The organism is Paenibacillus sp. FSL P4-0338 (assembly GCF_038002365.1).
GTDB lineage: Bacteria > Bacillota > Bacilli > Paenibacillales > Paenibacillaceae > Paenibacillus_AQ.
Genome location: NZ_JBBOCG010000001.1, coordinates 3258119 through 3276783 on the forward strand (window position 1 = coordinate 3258119; position 18665 = coordinate 3276783).

Genomic DNA, 18665 nt, shown 5'->3' on the forward strand with positions numbered 1-18665 from the left:
CAAGAACGACGATGATGACTGCAATAATATAGAGCATATCAGTATACAACTCCCAAGTATGTTTTCCATTCTTTTTCAAAGTCGATATTCATATCAAAAGCTGTATTAATTTTTTGAAGATCCTCTTGCACTGAGTCTGTATGTGGATTAATCCGCTGTAGATGCAGTTTCGCCTCCTCAATTTCGGCAGCAACTTCTTGTAACTTCCTTTCCGTTTCCTCCCTATCTGATGCGCTTAGATTACCAATGCTCTGTATGTACAACTGATTTTCCCGCTGAATGACCTGCTGGATATTCGTTAGCAGTAGGCCATGGCGAAAATTAAACAGGTCAGCATGCTCCAAGACTAACATAATAAGGTTTGTGCAGATGACGGTAGTGATTACTTGGAGCGGCAGTAGAAGCGGCTCAGGAATCGCAAACTGGCGCTCTACATACTCAAACAACAGTTCAAGCACGAATGAAGTTACGCTCACAGACAGCAGCTGAAAGACGGAGTCTGCCTTCTGGCTTGGGGTCGCACGTTTGTCTCCAATTACTTTAGCCGCATCCACAACAGCCAGAACAAGATTCTTCAGCAGCTTGAGCATTTTCTGAATGGTCGACTTTACTACGTTGATGAGTATATCGAAAAACGATTTTAGAAATTTTTTCAATCCCTGGCTCACCAAGTTATTGAATATTGTACCAAGTTTAGAGAAGACGTACTTAACAACACGCTCTCCCGCTTTTTCGAGCTTATGCAATGCCTCTTTCAGATTAACCTTCTTATCCTGTAAAATCATTCGAAGCTCGTAAATTAGTGGTGGTACCGTATAATAGATGACCTGGCCAGCCAACATTTTACCGAGTGATTCTGCGGTATGCTTGGCAGCGTCCTTCGACACTTTCTTATAGTCAGTTTCCTTCAAAATCTTTTTACTTTCAGCGTTTTGCGATCTACGATAATTCTTTACCAGTTCCGCCTTTACATGTTTCGGGACTTTGCCTTCATCATCAAGGTAACCAGCTTCCTTCATCTTCTTTTTCGCTTCATCAGGAAGGTGCGTCCAACGATTCTCAATGGCTTCTGCTATTTGGTGAGGAGTTGCTTTATGTGTAATGTCGATTTTCTCGTATCTTACACCATCAGAGTCCTTCACTTTTACTTTCACTTCAACCTTGACATCGCCCTTGGATTGATTTGCGGTTTTGAACATCATTGTAAAGTTATCTGAGGAGTTATAAAATTCTTTAATCCGTTCCTCCGCACCCTCTTTCAAATAGCGATTGTACACATATGCAGTACTCAAAGCTTGCGTATGCTCCACATGTAATTGACTCACTTGTTCCCCACGTGAATTTTTTTTCGAGGTCTCTGTCTTACCAGTGTAGTCATCTTTCATAGTCCCGTTAGCATGGCGGTCTGAACGGTACTGCAGCTTACCTTTATGAATCATGTTTCGATCTTTATAGTGAGCTTTCAGCTTACCATTCTCGTTCTCAAACTTCTCTTTTTCGAAGAGCTTTTGCTTTGAACTTTCTAAATCGTTCATAATTGCTACTATCGTTGTGGAGCTCTCAAGGTCATTATAATTAAATATCGACTTCCGTAGCGCGTTAGTCTCCATCAGTGGATCATACTCGCTGTCGTACTTAAACTTTAAAATTCGTTCCATCAGCTGATCGGCAGTAACATAATAATCTGATGTATCAAAAAAGTTACGGACGAGTTCGCCGGCGAGATCACGACCGCAGTTATTAATAAGCTTTGAACCGAAATTGTTGGTCAACAACCCTTTCATCTCCGAATTAATCTGTGTGATAGCAGAGGTGTACAGCTTCTGCTCCTGTTCCAGCAGCGTTGTTCTTGCATCTATTACTTTTCGCAGAGACATTTTTTCCTCCTCAATCTATTCGATATTTTTCCAGCTGGATTGTCTGCTCTGTAATGATTCTGCCATAATCAGAGACAGCTTCTCGTTCTACGTCGTGCGACTCATTGGTAAGTAGTTTTGTTAACACAGGAGAGTCGTAAATTTTTGAGGAAACGACGAAGAAAAGAAACGCGTTCTTCACAAATCGATAATGATTCTTATAGCGTCCTGAAACTAACACCCCAGCATCCATCTCAGCAGATACCGACAATTCCCGGTTTGAAAGGACTTGATTTTTGATTTCTTCACATTGTAGGAATGCATGGATGAGCTGGAGCTCCGGTAGAACTTTAGTCTCAATCGTGTCTGCAATCATTCCTACACTTTCTTGGTACATTTCTAAAATATGTATATCTTCTTGTACAAAACGAACTTTCAAATTTCCAAGCTCTAACATCCGATTCCCGTTCGTCTTGAACTCTTCGATTTGCTGTACTGCCTCTACATTCACTTTCTTTGTCTCCCGATGTACACCAATAATCCCCTTAAAGAAGGTTTTTGAGAAAATATCATCTTTACTCCAGTCAATCGTCTCGATATAGCTCTCGACCGCTTCCAGATGCTTACTAGGCATGTGGACAGGATCAATTCTCGCTTCAGGTGCAAAACGTTCGACGTTCTTGATATTGCCCAACTGTGAAAGCCCACCCCCTAAAAAAGCGATGTTTTTCTTTACAGTTGTATTTCGGTACTTGTTCAGTTTCTCAATCCGATCATTAAATTGGTTAATCTCATCGTTAATTCGTTCGACTATTCGGCTGATTTTCTCGCTATACGATGCGTACACTTCTTTAAAGCTCATAACCAACTCTCTGCGTTCAGACTCCCCTGTAAATCCTTGGACAGCGGAAGCCGCACGATCCAGAAATCGATCCGCTGTTCGTTTTAACTGATTAATCATTATCTTTTCCCCCGTAGTACACGAATTCCTTATGGCGCGTCCGATCCTTGCAAGCCGTAATGATTCCATCCTCGACAAGGAATTCGAATCGATCATCTTTTTGTATTATAAAACTTTGCACGTTCCCTTCTACCCGGAACTTGCCCGCCTCCGACATATACACCTGATCAATTTTCACCGAGGTCTTTTTTCGGATAAACATGATCGCGACGACGATAAGTAAGAGGGTAACTAGAAAAGCAATCGCCATCTATTCCCACGCTCCTATGAGAGTTAAAAACATTAGTTCTAAATTACTATAATAGTAAATTTTACATTAAAAATTTTGTCTTGAATGCTATAAATGCAATTGAAGTAGAAGATACTGGATCAATTTACCCACATTATGCAAAAGTAACTATTAGTAAAAGTAGTTACCTGAGTAGTCTTAATTGTATAACAGTACTATGGGAGGAGTGGCTAAAGTAGGAGCTTTTTCGGACGTATCAATGATTTCGATTGCGCCAACACCAACACCAACTCCTATTCAAAACCAGCATTGAAGCCTACGATTGATGTAGCCATCGCTCCAGAAAATATTGGTCTAGGCAAAGAGTTCACAGCAGATATATCACTGAAAAATGTTAAGAAAATTTACGCTGAAGACTTTGAAATGAAGTACGACAAAGAGCACTTGCAATATCTCGGGTTTGAAGAGGTAACCGGCTATAAGGTATACAATAAACCCATTGAACAAAACGGTGCTGTCTGCTTAGTAGCCAGTCTAGGTGAAAAATACGGCATCAATGAAGACACGGTTGTCGTAAAACTCAAGTTTAAGGCCAAAGCCAAAGGTATAACCATTGTTGATGCAACTAAAGCGAGGAGCGCTGATACCGAAGAGGAATATGATTTAGAGAAAGATAACTACCTGGAAGACAGTGTCATCATCGAAGCAACAGACGTCAACAAATCAGGTACATATACCCTTGTCGACCTTGCGATCGATGCCAGGTACTTCAAGTATTTCGCCCTCCGATGTTGATCCGGTAAAGTATAATGCTCAACAAGCCGGTGATGAATATATGAATGATGATGACTTGCTTTTTATTGTTGATCAGATTTTAAACAATCCGGATTATCTGCCTAATACTTAACTAATGAATAAAAATGAACCCGCTGACCAGTTAAAGTTGACGGGCTTTTAACTTTTATTTAGTTATTATCTACTTTTTAATTTAACGTCTTAGATTTATTCCAAATTCAAGAATTATTGTTCCTAAAAAATTCACGCCTCAAAGTTAGATTTGCACGATCCTAAGGTCACAATAGTTCGTAGAACAGCCTATTGGTGGCAATGAAGATATACCAAGGCCAACATGTCCTTTATAAGTATGAATGTCTTTATTCCATCCGAAATGCACATGTTCCCCAAAACGTAATACTCCTGGGTGACCATATGAGTTATGCAATCCATATGGATATACTATATTAGTATTAGATTGAGTTGATCGGGCAAAAGGCGGCGGGTCTAGCCTCCGGTTACCGCCATGATGACTTGCTACAATTGAGGAGAGATCATTCTTAAATCTAGAATTAATATATTTATACGCAGCGTCACCTGGAAGTAAAGCCCTAATATCCTCTTGCTCACTAGAGTAAAGAAACCCAAGACCACTATCGTTCTTGCTAGTACCATCGCAATAAAAAAAAGCACCATAACCAGTACGAATTAATTTGAGTGTGGAAATTCGTGGCCAAATATATAAATTCCCTAAAAAAGCTAGCTCTGAGGCAAACTTTAATTGTGTTGCATTGAGCGGTTGATCAGGAACAATCCAAGGATAATTTTTTGCCCATGGTGAACGCAAATGATTTGCCGATGACCAATGATCATTATCCCAATGTGACAGTACAATAGGTGGATTATTGGTAAAGCAATATTGTTGTCCACTAGGGTATGTATGAGCATTGCTATAACAGCCCCCGCCAAAATCATAGTAGACGATAGGAGACGAATTTAATGAATTACAAACTGCGGAACAATTGCCTTGTCCAACGTTGTAAACTGCAAGAAATGTTTTGCTTGCAAATCGATTTTGAGTTAATAAATTTGTAAGTTCATTTTCATTAGATTTAGGAAAATCATTTAGACTAAATAAATGGTAAATATTTTTAGTTGAATTAACCCGTTTGTCAAGAAAATAAATCTGAACATTTACATCTACACCATTATTAGAATTCATATCATCATATCGTATCGCATTAACTAGATTGGATTCAGAATCATTTATTTCTATCTTATACCATCGATCTATTTCAATTTCTCTTTGTAATGCAGGTACATCACTCCATTTGTGCACCTTCAGCATTAGACAAAAGGTACTATAAGCATCGGAAAGGTTTATTTGTTTTGCGCTTACAGGGTCTTCGAGCAATTTCTTTAATTGATGCTCACTTACAACATCAAATACAATGTAAAACATATTATCAACACGTTCAATTTGATCAACGTATCCTAAAAACATAATATACTCCTAACATGTTAAAATATATACTACTTCTGAATTATCGAAACTTTACAATTAACTACTTATACTCCCCAACTCAAACGGTCTATGTGCAATAGTATCTTGGCCATATGATTTTTAAGTATCGGATTAACAACCTAATGACTCTATGAGATGGAGGGAATTCCACAAATCAAAAACACATCAAACGAGCCGTAAATTGTAATAGGCCTCAATTAGGTTGCTATTTGAGCAAATATATAGCACCCTCAAAAATTGCGGGACTGCAAAAGATAACAACCAGATTTGGGGTCAGACCTTCTATATACGATGAGGTGGAGAGGTTACTAATGCCGCTTTATAATTTTTTTATATAAAAAAGTTATCCAACTACTAGTGCAAGACTTTCTTCAATTGCACGAATTTCAATATCACAATAGTTTAGAACATATTGTGGAACAATTTTGTACTCTCTAGGATTAAGTTGGAATAAATAATCGTTTTGAACATGGAAGGTTTCATCCACATATTTTTTCATTGCACTGCCCCGTTCTAAATCACCATCTTTCAACATTCTATATATCTGTACCTTTTCATAGCCGCTAGCAGATCGACGATATAACTCAATCATGTCTGAAATATTTTTGATTCGAGCATATACAATCGAGTAATCAAATCCATCTATTCTTTCCTGAATGATTCTCGTTGCTTGCTCAACTTCACTAGGAGTCATATCCCTAAAATCCCCATCTTCATTTTTAATTTTCGGAATATCTCTATCTTTGTGAAACACATTTGAGAGTAAATCCCAAACATCATCCTTTTGATCGTTGATTTCAAGAAGTCGTCGATAATAAATTAGCTTATGAATTATATCTGCAGAATCGGCAATATTGCTTTCACATAGTGAGACACATGATTTGACATCTGCATTTGTGATAGTACGTTCGTCTAGTGTTCCGTTAATATTTGCAATAAAATACGCTTTTGCTGATGGTGCGAAAATATCACGTAATGTACAAACAATATCAATGATTGGTTCAAAATCATGTGTTAACAGCAATACGGTTTTTCCTTGGAAAGAATTCGCTCCTCTAAAAAGCATAGAAATAATAGCAAATTTTTTATTGTTATCAAAAGATGATATGGGATCATCTAAGATGATAAAATCTGCATTCTCCTTAAGAGTTTGATACATAAACAGTACTAAAGCAAAAGCGTTTCTCTCACCGTAGCTTAAATGCTGTCTTACATTCCCAATACCCTCGCTTTGTTCAGTATACGTCAAAATTAATCGATAGCTCTCTCCTGTGGACGGAATTATCGAGACCTTGTACTGATACCCCGCAGATTCAAGAAAGCCATTAATATCCTTACTGTGTTTTTCTATAGTCCTTCTTATTTCTATCTTTTGTTGTGCAACTTGTCCCTGTAATTGCCCGGCAACCGTAATTACTTCGTCAAGTGAAGTATTAATCCTATCAATCTTCTCTTTTGTATAGTCACTTTCAAGCTGACTGTAAAAAGCTAAGTCGATTCTATTTTCACGTAATGCATCAGCCACTCGGTTTACATTACTTAATGAAGTAAAACCTAGAAACTTTAAACCAGTCAACTTATTTCGTAATGTAATCACCTCATCTTTTAAACGTTTAAGGAAATCAATCTGATCATCTGTTAAACCGGTAGCATTTCTAGATATTATTTGCATAGCTGCTTTTGTAGCTTCTGAGAAATAACCCTCTAAAGAGGTAAATACAACTAGCAACTTACTTAATGAAGAAAGATATTTTGTATCATACTCTTGGCTTAATTTTAAAATTGTTTCTTTTGGTGTAGAAATATTGGAAACACAATACGGACATTTATCAGTAATTTCCAAATAATCTTTCCCCTCAGTTTGCCATTTTAGCCACTTCAGATTTGTTCCAGGTTTTCTTAAATAGGGAGCATATGCGACAAGTTCCTGGGGAACATTTTCAAGTTTATTTCCTTTTCCTAGAGTTTTTGCAAGATCACTGGCTTTTGAATAGCCGTTTTGCGTATTTCCAAAACCCTCAATAAAAGTTGTCAGATCATTAATCAAGGCATCTAGCTCCGGGTCATCACGAAAAGCAATTTGTATGCTAGAAATCAATTCAGAAATTTCACGCATATGTTCTTCGTATTGGGGAGTCTTAACAAAAATTTCGAAACTATTTGCTAATAGCTCATCCTTTTTATAGGCATAGGTTTCAATATACTTTTCATCAAAGATAGCCACTTTTTGAATGGTATCAGATATTGCAACGCTTGGGTTATGCGCATCTACTCCATCATTTAAATATTTAAATGGACGTAAGTCTTTCAGAGTTCCACCTGATGTATGCAAGGATATAGCTTGGGCAATCGTTGATTTTCCAGTACCATTGATAGCATATTTAATATTTAATCTTCCATTCTCTATATAAATAACACCGGAATCAATATTGTTACAGTTGTTAATTGAAATGTCCATTCTTGTTCCCCTCCTAAAATGCAAACTAAGTTTGTATTTTTCATATTAATGATTTTCTACTACTATGTACTGGAACAGACAAACCTTTTTCATTTAAGTCTTAATCATATTTATTTCATTAGCTCGTTTAAAAAGAAATCACTTAAATGTACTTTTAAGTCCTCCTTTACTTCGTTAAGAATCTCCACTATAAGTTGTTATTTAAAATAAATGCACTTCGAAAGCATCACCTTAACTCTCCATTTTGACCAAAGAAATAAATGATTCGAATCGAAAAAACTTCTACTAAGCCCACTGTCAATGTATAGCGCCTAAATAAAAAAATCGCCCTGCCAGCTTAAGCTAACAGGGCGATTGCGCCGATACTTTCGGACTACACGCCGGTGCTTCCGATCAGTGTAGTTTCACATTAGCATGATTGTAACAATCTGTAAATCGACAATTTAAAGTCATAAAGCGACAACAATTCCTAGCAACCCTAAAGTGAGAAATGGTGCAAGCGGCACTGAACTCGAAACCTCCATTGAAAGTAGCCTTCTTCCTCCCTGATACAGAAAAACAAAACCGCACATCAACAACAGAGCTACCACCGCTCGTTCCAGGCCGATACATAATCCAAGCAGCACAACCAGTTTCACATCACCGGCTCCCAGGGAACGGGGGGTGATCATGAAGATCAGAAATAAGACCGCACCTGGGACCAGTCCCCATAAATATTCCGGACTACACGCGATCCTGAACACAAGCAAAACTATAATCGCAGGATAAGTCAGCTTATTTGAAATCCTCCGCTCTGTAATATCAGTGTAACTGAACCAACAACAAAGGATGAGTAGACTTGTTATTAGCAACATATTTACTATGGCCATCACTTTATACTCCTAGATCCGGGAATAACAGTTGCAGGCCACAGATCACGATTACCTTCAGCAGTGTACATAAGTTAGATATCATAATTTCCTCCTTCAGTGAGCCCTCTCGGTGCTCACAAGTAAAACCCCACCGAGATCGATGGGGTTAGCTACTTTCTGTTTAGTTTGTCCGTCTCACATTCTGCACATCGTCATACATTCCACCATAGATCTCAACTTGCTTCGTAATACAAGTCACCAAGCCATTCATTCCAGCAGGATCGGTTGATATTTTGATCCGGTAATAGCCATCTGTAGCATTCATAGAGGTCATGTATTTACGGCTCTGATAAACCTTACCGGAGTCGGAGGTGATCTTGGTCAATGGTAACTCCCAGGTCGCATTATTACGGTCCCCACCGGTCTTCTCCAGTTTGACCTGACGCTCGTACTTCCAGTTCGGGTCATAGAAGGTAGCGTACACCGCATCCGGGCCGTAGTAAGTTCCCCCTAACGAATATGCTGTTTCTTCTAGGCCTGTCGGTATCTTCGTCTCCCAATTTGTGTTGTACGTTGTATTCACTTTTAGCTCAATGCCGTAACCGGCTCTGGTAATTGCATTGGCATCCTTTCCGCTTCTCTTGGCGTAGGGGATAATCTCCCAGGAACCGCGGCTCTCCCTGTCCGCCTCTCTGGGGTGATTAAGATCTGTTGCTATGCCTTGCTTGGTGTTCACTTCTGCAGAGATCTTCAGATTCTCCTGGTACGTTACAGGAGTATTGCTCCAATTAGGATCACCGTAATCTGTATAATACTGAGTGAAGTAGTGAGTCTTACCATCCGCTGATGTATAGCTTGAAGAGTAGTACTTCGTAGGATAACCAGTAATCACTGGATAGGACACTGACCATTCACCAGCAGCCTCCGGCTGATTACATTCGCTTCCACTTCCTGAAGCCCCTGAGACAACACTACAGCCTGTCGTGACAATATTATTGCTACGGTTCTGATCTGTCTTCTCTTTCTCGGGATCTACGGAGAGAGTAAGGTTGTGGACCCCTGTCGAGTTGCCTGTCCAATTAAAAGGCCCTACGGTTAGCGTCTGACCTGCTGCAAAAGATTTTCGCGTCTCATAGATTGTGCTGGCGTTATCATAGAAACGAATGAGTACATCATTCTGCGCTGTCGCACTGTCGTTCTTAACCTTGCCGATGATGCTAGACTGACCACCCTTGGTTATGGAATTCGGCGAAGCCGTGATCGATACAGCAATCAAATCAGCCTTCGGAGCTACACGCTCAATCATCCATTCTCCATGTAGCTTATTGTTGTTGTAAGCCGCCGCTGGTGACTCCAACGCCCGATCCTGATGGACAGGGTTATTGATCGTAGCGTCTACTTTGATATAGTACTTCCCCGGATCATCACCAATCTCTATTTTACCGAGCATGTAGTTGAATTCCTGTCCATTCGTTATTGTTGCTGGAAGAGAGTTATACATCGAGGTCAGCGAAAACTCTGCGGTAAGCACGCCCCCAATCTTGACTGCCGCATTCATCGGCATCCCCCGCGTATTCACATGATCGGAGGCCATGATATCATCACCGCTATACCGAAATTTCACCCAAAGTTGACCACCATCCGTGAGCATCAGCTTTGTAGGTACAAAATCCAGCGCCTGCTCATCCGGAAGGGAAATGCTCTTAATAGCTGTCCGGCCATACCCATCATCCACGATAATATCAACATCTTTACCAAGGACTTTGGAGATGTCCCTTGCATTCACGCTCACATTGCCGTTATGGATCGCTTCACTAGCATGGATCAGTTTACCATCCGTTAGACTAACCACTTTGGATAAGTCCGGAAATGCTCCCTTTGGGGCTGCTATGACCCGTATGTCCCGTTCGGAGTAGCCATAGGAAGAAAAGGCCACATTCAGTGCATTTCCCTGGGATACTGTCAATTTAGGCCAAGGAGAAACATCATAGAGCGCTCGGTAGGAGTCAGCGCTGATCTTTTGGGTGCTGTTGAACTTAATGCCCATGCGCGGGACAATGCCGGATGTGCGGAGGAATTGATAATTATTCCAGACAGTATAGTAATAATCATGACCTGTTGTAAAGATAGGATCATTGGCAGTTTGAACAAATTGATCACGGAAATACTGACGCTGTTTGGTTCCAATAGATTGCCCCGCCCAAATAGAGTCAAATAAGTCACCCAACGCTGCCTCACTTTTAAAGACCAGTCCAAAACCATTCTCTTTATTAAAACTCTGATCCAATGGAGTCCTCTTAACGTTAAAGACATCATAATTAGGAACAATTCTTGTTTGCCCATCTGAAAAGGTAAACAATCCAGCCCATTGATAGAGCTGCCAAGGGTTGTTAAGCACTCTTTTATCAATTGCTGGAATATACCCCGCAAACCTAGAGCTATCTTCGGTTCCATACTCCCATTGGACATATTTATAGAGCATAGGCGTTCCTGCTGCTGACACACTTTTCCCAATTATTAACGCGCTGATTATTACCACCAGTAAGACATTGCATGTCCTGAATATTTTCATAGCAATCTCACCTTCCAAAGAATATTTGCATAAAAAAAGCCTGCCGCTTATAGCGATCAGGCCCTTTAACAAATAAAATACTGTGTCTATTTTATTTTAAAGCTTTAAATAACTGAATAACTTCTGTCAATGTGGAGCCGCCGTTTCCTTCGCCAAAGACGATCACATCGTTTGTAATGGTTCCAAAAAGTTCAGTCATATCTTCATTAAAATTCGTATCCAGATTGATAGCGTAAGATTCCCAACTGTCTCCGTTAGACTCAGGCTTTGAAATCATTAACCCACCAGCATTCTTCCCTATAGGGTATGAATAGCTCTTACCTGGCTCAAGTTTAGTTAAGGCTCCCTTAGCTGTCCCCTTACTGCCTGCTGCACCTTTCGGCAATGTAAAATTCAACTTTCCATTTACAATCTTCATATTATCAACAAATAATGCCTTACCCAGCTCTGTCTCACGAGGCCTCTCAAACCCGACTTTAAACATATTATTCCCACCCGCAGCAGGCGTGGCCGAAGGAGACGGACTCGCTACCGGTGTTGCAGTTGCTCCTGTCGTAATCGTCACCAGACGTTTTTCTTGATTCCAGCCCACACCCGCACCGAGAGCCTCAGAAACAAACCGTAAGGGTACATAAGTACGGTTCTGTTGCAGACGCGCAGGTACATCCAGCTTCTGAATGACCGAGTTAACGGTAACAGTATCGCTGTTGATCTTCATCAGGATCTTCTTCGTACCCAAGTCGATGGTTACGGATCGATCCAGACCATAACCCACCTTCGCCCCCAGAGCTTCGCTGACGAACCGGATCGGTATCATCACCCGGTTATTCTCATAGTACGGCTTCGCGTCCGAGAACTTGAGTGCTGTTCCATTGACCTGCACCGAAACCACGACTTGGGCTGCGGATGCAACACTTGTGATCAAGGTTAGTACCATTATCATGGCTAGAACCACACTGCCTACTCTCATTTTACTCCGACTCATTTGCTTCACTCCCCGTTTTGATCTTCATTTGTTGTATTAGCTGCAGTAACAGTTGGATCGTCCCTTGGAATTCCTCAGATATATTCATCAGGTTCTTCTCGTTATCGCCTAGCAAAGCTCTCCACTCCGGACTCCAGAAATAGCGAGTTTCATCTTCACTCAGACGATGGATCGCTTCGCGGATAGCCTCGGCTCTGTTGGTGTTATGCTTATCGCAATAGTCCTGCAGGATCTTCTCAGTGGCCGCATCCAGCCGGATGGGAACGGCTTTGCTCTTTGGGTTCGCTGAAGGCGGTCTACCCATTCTTGAAGGGTTCAGAACAAGCACCTCATTTCATGATATACGCATAGTATATTTTATAGTATATCATTTGTAAAGAAATATTTTCCAAATGAAATACCCACCCCCTCCCTCCTCTCCCCCACCGCACCTTCACACTGAAAAAAGGCAAAATAAAAAGCCCCTCAACGGCGCTTGTGTCGTGATGCTATTCATAAAACTTTGCCAGTACATTTAGCAGGTCCTCATCATGTAATTTTCCTAAGAAGCCTTTGATTTTATCATGATGCAACGGTACATATTGGGAGCATCTAGCGACAGAAGGCTGACTGAGCCCTGCCTTCTTCCAGTGTAACAGAACAAGATCCTTGGTCTCATTCGCACGTTCAGCATGAGTGGTCACCTTAATGACGATGGAGCGATCTCCCTGAGTACCCAGGATAATGCCCGGCCTCAGCTTTTCCACCACTTCATCGTCAAAAGGGTACAGGACAAGGTAAACATCTCCTCGATTATGATTCATCCGCAGCTAAACTAATATGTTTCATATTAGCTTATTTCTCTCCTTTTTTACGTTGATATTCTGCTTCTGCTTCTTTCAAATTCTGCTCTGCTTTGGCCCATAAATCAGGAAGCACCTGATCTACTCTCCGGTTGGCTTCTTTCAGGCTGCTATCCATGTTCATATCTTGTTCCTCCTCGTGAATATGGTCAAACATTCCATCCGGTCCATGACACCAAAACGTATACCCCTCTCCCTTCATGAATGCCCTCGCATACTTCGCATGTAGTACTTCAAGCAGCTGCTCACGTTGATTCTCGGGTAGAGCTTCGATTTCTTTTAGAATATCGGATACAGGCTGATTCATGGCCATCTCCTTTCTCTAGTAATCCTACAGTAACAAGCATACTTCAATTTATCAAGGCTGGCGTATACAAAAAGTATGCCCTTTTTGCTTGCCCAATGCCATAGACGAGAAAACAAAAATAAGGAACCGGCAATCACCGGTTCCTCTTCGCTCAATGGACTTCAAAAACAGTTACAGTAAATGGAGTGAGACCTGTAAAGGAATAACGATTATATCCCTGAAGCCAGCGTAAACGTGAACTGTGACCGGTAGGTTCCGACACGCAGCCCGGTTTGAGCTCCGGCTTGGTAGGCACTTCCGCTGCCCGCTGACACTACCTCCACTTTGTCCGGTACCCGAAGCATATAGCTCATCGGCAGCTGGTATTGTCCCATGCCCTGAAACGCTTCCGCTTTGGCGAGAATGACGGGTTCAGCAGTAAAAACATACGATCCATTCAGACTGAGCTTCATATCTTGACCTACCAGCGTGGTCGTATCTGTAACATCTACACTCAGAACCGTTGTAGGCATCTTCACGACTAGGCTGTTGGTTCCGAGGCTGTTATCGACCACAGGATCACTGACAAAATCCGTAATCTTGAGCGAGTAGTTCCAGCCCACGCCGGTGCCGCGAGAATCCTCAATCACGGAATTCGTGACACTATTGAGCACCTGATACTGATTGGTTGTACCAATCGTCACCGTATCGAGCAGTAACCCGTTGAATTGTGAACTGAAGCCGCCGCCCAGGACCGTAAAGGAAATATCCTCTGAACCAATCGGACTGCCCCAGCCTGGATCTATGGTTGGTTGCGGGGTGACCGTAGGGGCCACTGTCGGCACGGGTGTCGCCGTAGGGGTGACCGTTGGTGTTGGTGCAACTGTTGGGGCTACTGTCGGCACAGGGGTGGATGTAGGGGCCACTGTTGGGATGGGAGTCGGCCCATTAATTGAGGCCTGAGCTGTCGCCAGTTCATCCCCTGCCAGGTTTAGGATTCTTGCATCCACTACATGACTGCCTTGGGGCAGCGTGACCAGTCCTGTATACTCTGTCCACGACCCATTATCATTGCGAACTTGGACTTTCACGCTGGTATGTGTTGTTCCACTTTCGACTGTATAAGTTCCATTACCCTTATCTACCACCTTGGGATATCCAGCTGCGATAACGACAGGATCATTGGTCACATCCAGAGACATGATTGGGCTATAGGTAGCGCCTGCTCCTGATCGTGCTTTAAAACTAATTGCGCCTGACTGACTTAATACTATGGGAGCTGTGTAATTCTTCCATGTGGTTCCACCATCAACCGAGTACTCACGAGTTTGAATATCGGTAGAAGAACCATAATTCACGGTAACCACATGACGATTAAACTTGTCTAGGGCTACTGTATTTGTTGGCAAATCTAGCACGATAGGAGCGACATAATCAGGTGGATATACGGTTGGAAATCCGCCAGTAAGAGGATAGCTGGAACGGCCATTAATCATTTCCAAGACTCCGTCCTCTGTAATGCCATACAGATAGGCTGCACCATTTCGATTCGTAACCGAGTAAAATTTAAGAAACTTCTTCGGCAATGTAAAGAAATCGGACGCTTTACTCCAACCCGTTACCGTATGATCTGCCGCTAATGCATAGGTGTAGTTATCTGCTGAGGCTGCCAAATCGGTTATGTTCACGATCTGGTTGAGTGGTCCGGTTATTCTCACAGGAGTAGCTAATGAACCTCCAGCAATACCAGACCTATCAAAATAATTCAGCCCCACTGCATATACCTTCCCATTCTTAAGGTACCAATAAGTACCACTATAATCGGAAGTTACCTTTGTAACCCCAGTATCAATAACTTTCATGGGTGAAAAAGCGGAGGTGTAGAATTCTGACAACGATGTCCCCCAATAACTCAGATCGCCATTCTGAATGGACACATATCCTTGCAGCAAATAATAATTTGAACCTTGACTTGTGGTAGACATGTATCTGTGTACATTCGATAGGTTGATGTTGCTGGGTAATGGAATTAAGGTATTGTTCGTCAACTCATTCGATGTGTCCATAGGCGATCGATAGGTGAACCAGTTTGAAAGCGTATAGGATGAGCCATTGACTGTGAAAATGCGAGAAGATACATTAGCTTTAATATCGGAGTATCCCGATCCTCCTGGACGCGTGGATATGACCGCATGATTCTGTCCATTCAAAAATTTCATATCAAAGTTGTTTGCTGAACTAAACGCTGGAAAGATGGAGGTTACATCGACAGCCTTAGAGGTCGGTGTGGTGAAGGATGTTTTTCCAAAGGCTTCACCGACAAGGTACACCGCCTTATCTTTCACGATTAGAATCGAACTATCTGAAAGATAGAACAACTTCTTCACGCCTGACAACTCTGCTCCGGACGGATCGAGCACTTCAGTAGGGATGCTTTTATCGGCTGCACCACCGATGGCTAACTGTCCACCAGTCCCCTTCCCCCAGGACCATACGGTTCCATCCGTTTTCAGAGCAAAATAACTGTAGTTAGTCGCCATGGACCACGAATAGCCATTTTCGAGGACCTGAAAATCAGAAACTTGTTCTAATAGCTTTACCGCACTTTGGCCTTTCATTTGAGAGTACATTGTGCTTCCTTGCAGATACACTTTACCGACTTCATCTGAATAGTTCTCATAATACATCCGGACTTTATCGGCAGTGATCGTCTGAACTGGATAAATGTAGTTCTGCAGTACCTTGGTCCCATTAGAAAGGTTGAATACCGTGCCATAGGTGGTATCGTTATGGTCGTAGGTAATGCTGTCTATTGTAGTAAAGGCAGCCCCCTCTGCATTGTTTCCATTCCCCGATAGCAGTATAGGAAATAGAAGTACCAATGATAGGGCTACATACAGTGAACGTAGCCCCTTTTTCTTCGATTTGCTCTTATTCATAAAACAGCTCCTCCTTATTCGTTATAATCCGGCTGTTGCCGTGTAGGTAAAGGTAGACGTATAGGTTCCCTGCAGTAAGCCCACATGCTGGCCGTTGCTACCTGTAATCAGCTTGGGAACGTTCAGGGTATAGGCAATTCCGAACTGATGTGTACCGGCACCTTCCGATGGGATCACCCCCACAATCCGGCTGTCTCCGGAAGATAGTACCTGATGATTGGCCAGTTCTCCTTTGGCTGCAGCAAAATCGATAGGTGTACCTGCAATTGCAGTCTTGTACTGCGTGGTAAACGATACGGACGAGGCCGGAATAACAAAGTCAACATTCTGGCCACTCACCATCTTGGTCAGTTTGAAATCCGTGGCCCGAAGGACCACTCCCCATCCCGCTGCCGTACCGCGTGCATCCAGGACATACAGATTACTGTCCGCTGCTGACGTTTGGTTCTGCTTCAGATCAAGCGTGATATCCTTAAATGCCGGTTTCGTCTGGGTGATCTGAAGTCCCGCACCGGTGACTACCACTTCGGATTCATCTGTATCTGCAGCAAAGGCAGACATCGGCATGCTTAAAACCATCAGCATGAACAGACCTACTAATACTTTCTTCATATTGCTCCTCCTCAATCATTTATCTTGGCTAACAGGCGCTGAAACAGACAGGTTTGCTTCTTCCTTCTGTTCCTTTTTCCGCTTCCATAGCAGAAGCAGCAGCCAGAACAACAACACAACAAACATCAGAATCACCACAATCGTGATCACCACGACCCACAGATGCAGCTCCAGCCAATCCCATAACGTCTGTGTGACTTCAATCTTGCCTGCCTCCGTCAATGCGGCCTGGGAAGTCTTGGACTGCTCAGGTGTGACTTTGAAGGTAAATGTTCGGCTGATCGTCTTGCCTGAGAAGGAGGCGGTATAGTTCACCTCATAGACATCCGGCAGCAGCAGCCGGTCATTGACGATATAGACCATATCCGCAGTGCTCCCCGCGTAAATCGAGTCCGCTGCGTATTCCTGCTCATACCTGATCTCCCCCTGCCCGTCACGGACCGTGATCTTGCCGGTGGGCTTCTCAAGGATCGTTCCGCGATCACTTAGCTTCATCGTCAGCCGGGAATGGCCCGTACTGACATAATCATGCTTGAAATCATCAATACTCATCTCATGCTTGGCCTGATCGGCCTTGTATTCCAGAACGATCTGTACCCCGCTGCGGTTGACCACATCGATGGCCACCGAAGCCTGCTGCCCCTCTGAACCTGCAGCCGGTTCTTCTGCCTTGATCAGTTCTTCGGCAGCGATCACTCCCACGTACTGACCGGGGCGAAGATCCACCGGTACGTGCAAGACGTAATTGAAGCTACGCACTTCTTGCGGTTTCAGCGTGATGGCCTTCACGCCTTGCGGCTCCAGCCAGGACCCGACCAGAGTCAGGCGCTGCTCCTTTTCCGAGAAGCTTCGGCCCCCATTTTGTGCCGGAAGGGCATCAGCCGGATACAGCTTGAGCTGCACCGGCGTATCCTTGGCATTGCGGACCACAAAGGTATACTCACGCGTGTCCCCCGGCTTCACCTGGTCCTTATAATAGCCCCGGCCTTCTTCCACGGCTTTGACCGGAGACAGCACAAAGGAACTGTCGGCATGAACAGCCGCAGACAGCCACAGACAGCCGATGAATCCGAGCAACCATACACTCATGATTTTACGAACGTTTACTTTTTTCATGGACAACCTCAATTCTTCATTCTCTTATAGCCCGTTAACCAGGGTAAAGGTCAGACTCGCTTGATACTCACCGGCAAGCAGTCCCACCTGATCACCGGGAGAGACCTGATCAGTATTCTTTACTTCGGCCACCTCAATCAAGGCAGGAAGATCTACCTGTAGCAGCAACTCAGCGCTGAAGCTCCCCCGCCCGGAGCCTTCAGCAGCCTCCATCACCACCTGGGGCGATCCGGAAGCAAATACACCTGAGCCGGTGGTAACCCCTGCAGCTTCTTGCTCCGCAATCAGACCAGCTACCTGATAGGATGCATAGCCTGCTGGAATTCTCGCCTGGAGATTTCCACCCTGTACATCATGCCGGACCGTAAACTCATCCAGTGAAACTGCATATTGCCAACCAGAGTCGCCTTGCTGCTCCACCGTAAGGTTCAGCGACTGGTTAAACTGAAGATGTCCGGAAGCACTCAGCGTAAGCTGCGCCGGTTGACCGGCGAGACGTAGGTTGCCTAGAGGATTGCCATAAACGGCATAGGTGGCTGACATGACCGTGCTTCCTTCTCCGGTTTCAGGCTGGGCTTTTGCGGCATCAGTTACAGGGGAGTTCACAAGCAGCAGCATCATCCCCATCCACAGGCTGATTCTCTTCATACAATCCCTCC

Annotated in this window: 16 protein-coding genes; 1 reads left to right on the plus strand and 15 read right to left on the minus strand. The window is 43.2% G+C overall.

What is annotated here, in order from left to right; translation table 11 throughout:
• Nucleotides 1-38: 38 nt before the first annotated feature.
• The 3 genes from MKZ07_RS14335 to MKZ07_RS14345 are packed head-to-tail and all read right to left on the minus strand — an operon-like array spanning nt 39 to nt 3067.
• Nucleotides 39-1877: a hypothetical protein gene (locus MKZ07_RS14335; RefSeq protein ID WP_341026266.1), complete on the minus strand. Its 1839-nt coding sequence runs from the start codon at nt 1875-1877 to the stop codon at nt 39-41.
• 10 nt (nt 1878-1887) lie between these two features.
• Nucleotides 1888-2817 (minus strand): hypothetical protein, encoded by a 930-nt coding sequence (locus MKZ07_RS14340; protein WP_341026267.1) that lies wholly within the window; start codon nt 2815-2817, stop codon nt 1888-1890.
• Entirely contained in the window at nt 2810-3067 is a 258-nt protein-coding gene (locus MKZ07_RS14345; RefSeq protein WP_341026268.1) for a hypothetical protein, read from the minus strand. The genes MKZ07_RS14340 and MKZ07_RS14345 overlap by 8 nt, the downstream gene beginning before the upstream one ends.
• 288 nt (nt 3068-3355) lie before the next feature.
• On the opposite strand from MKZ07_RS14345, the gene MKZ07_RS14350 reads away from it, so the two are divergent.
• The gene (locus MKZ07_RS14350) at nt 3356-3841 is read left to right on the plus strand and encodes a cohesin domain-containing protein (RefSeq protein ID WP_341026269.1); all 486 of its coding nucleotides are present in this window, start codon (nt 3356-3358) and stop codon (nt 3839-3841) included.
• A gap of 256 nt (nt 3842-4097) precedes the next feature.
• On the opposite strand, the gene MKZ07_RS14355 is transcribed toward MKZ07_RS14350, so the two are convergent.
• The 12 genes from MKZ07_RS14355 to MKZ07_RS14405 all read right to left on the minus strand — a co-directional run bounded on the left by MKZ07_RS14355 (nt 4098) and on the right by MKZ07_RS14405 (nt 18654).
• Complete coding sequence (locus MKZ07_RS14355) at nt 4098-5324, minus strand: hypothetical protein (protein WP_341026270.1); 1227 nt, start codon at nt 5322-5324, stop codon at nt 4098-4100.
• A gap of 364 nt (nt 5325-5688) precedes the next feature.
• Nucleotides 5689-7803, minus strand: coding sequence for an AAA family ATPase (locus MKZ07_RS14360; protein ID WP_341026271.1), 2115 nt, complete (start codon nt 7801-7803; stop codon nt 5689-5691).
• A gap of 449 nt (nt 7804-8252) precedes the next feature.
• Nucleotides 8253-8672 (minus strand): A24 family peptidase, encoded by a 420-nt coding sequence (locus MKZ07_RS14365; RefSeq protein ID WP_341026273.1) that lies wholly within the window; start codon nt 8670-8672, stop codon nt 8253-8255.
• A 163-nt stretch (nt 8673-8835) separates the two neighbouring features.
• On the minus strand, nt 8836-11226 hold the full coding sequence (locus MKZ07_RS14370) for a CARDB domain-containing protein (RefSeq protein ID WP_341026275.1): 2391 nt from the start codon (nt 11224-11226) through the stop codon (nt 8836-8838).
• 91 nt (nt 11227-11317) lie between these two features.
• The gene (locus MKZ07_RS14375) at nt 11318-12211 is read right to left on the minus strand and encodes a copper amine oxidase N-terminal domain-containing protein (protein WP_341026276.1); all 894 of its coding nucleotides are present in this window, start codon (nt 12209-12211) and stop codon (nt 11318-11320) included.
• The gene (locus MKZ07_RS14380; RefSeq protein ID WP_341026277.1) at nt 12198-12515 is read right to left on the minus strand and encodes a hypothetical protein; all 318 of its coding nucleotides are present in this window, start codon (nt 12513-12515) and stop codon (nt 12198-12200) included. The genes MKZ07_RS14375 and MKZ07_RS14380 overlap by 14 nt, the downstream gene beginning before the upstream one ends.
• Before the next feature lie 184 nt (nt 12516-12699).
• Nucleotides 12700-13014, minus strand: a complete 315-nt coding sequence (locus MKZ07_RS33600; RefSeq protein WP_445670285.1) for a type II toxin-antitoxin system PemK/MazF family toxin — start codon at nt 13012-13014, stop codon at nt 12700-12702.
• A 31-nt stretch (nt 13015-13045) separates the two neighbouring features.
• Nucleotides 13046-13360, minus strand: coding sequence for a hypothetical protein (locus tag MKZ07_RS14385; protein WP_341026278.1), 315 nt, complete (start codon nt 13358-13360; stop codon nt 13046-13048).
• 209 nt (nt 13361-13569) lie between these two features.
• Nucleotides 13570-16278 (minus strand): hypothetical protein, encoded by a 2709-nt coding sequence (locus MKZ07_RS14390; RefSeq protein WP_341026280.1) that lies wholly within the window; start codon nt 16276-16278, stop codon nt 13570-13572.
• Between the two features lie 21 nt (nt 16279-16299).
• Nucleotides 16300-16890 (minus strand): hypothetical protein, encoded by a 591-nt coding sequence (locus MKZ07_RS14395; protein WP_341026282.1) that lies wholly within the window; start codon nt 16888-16890, stop codon nt 16300-16302.
• A gap of 15 nt (nt 16891-16905) precedes the next feature.
• Nucleotides 16906-18006 carry a WxL protein peptidoglycan domain-containing protein gene (locus tag MKZ07_RS14400; RefSeq protein WP_341026283.1) on the minus strand — a complete coding sequence of 367 codons (1101 nt, stop codon included), beginning with the start codon at nt 18004-18006 and terminating at the stop codon, nt 16906-16908.
• Nucleotides 18007-18030: 24 nt separating this feature from the next.
• Nucleotides 18031-18654 carry a hypothetical protein gene (locus tag MKZ07_RS14405; protein WP_076162353.1) on the minus strand — a complete coding sequence of 208 codons (624 nt, stop codon included), beginning with the start codon at nt 18652-18654 and terminating at the stop codon, nt 18031-18033.
• Nucleotides 18655-18665: the final 11 nt, after the last annotated feature.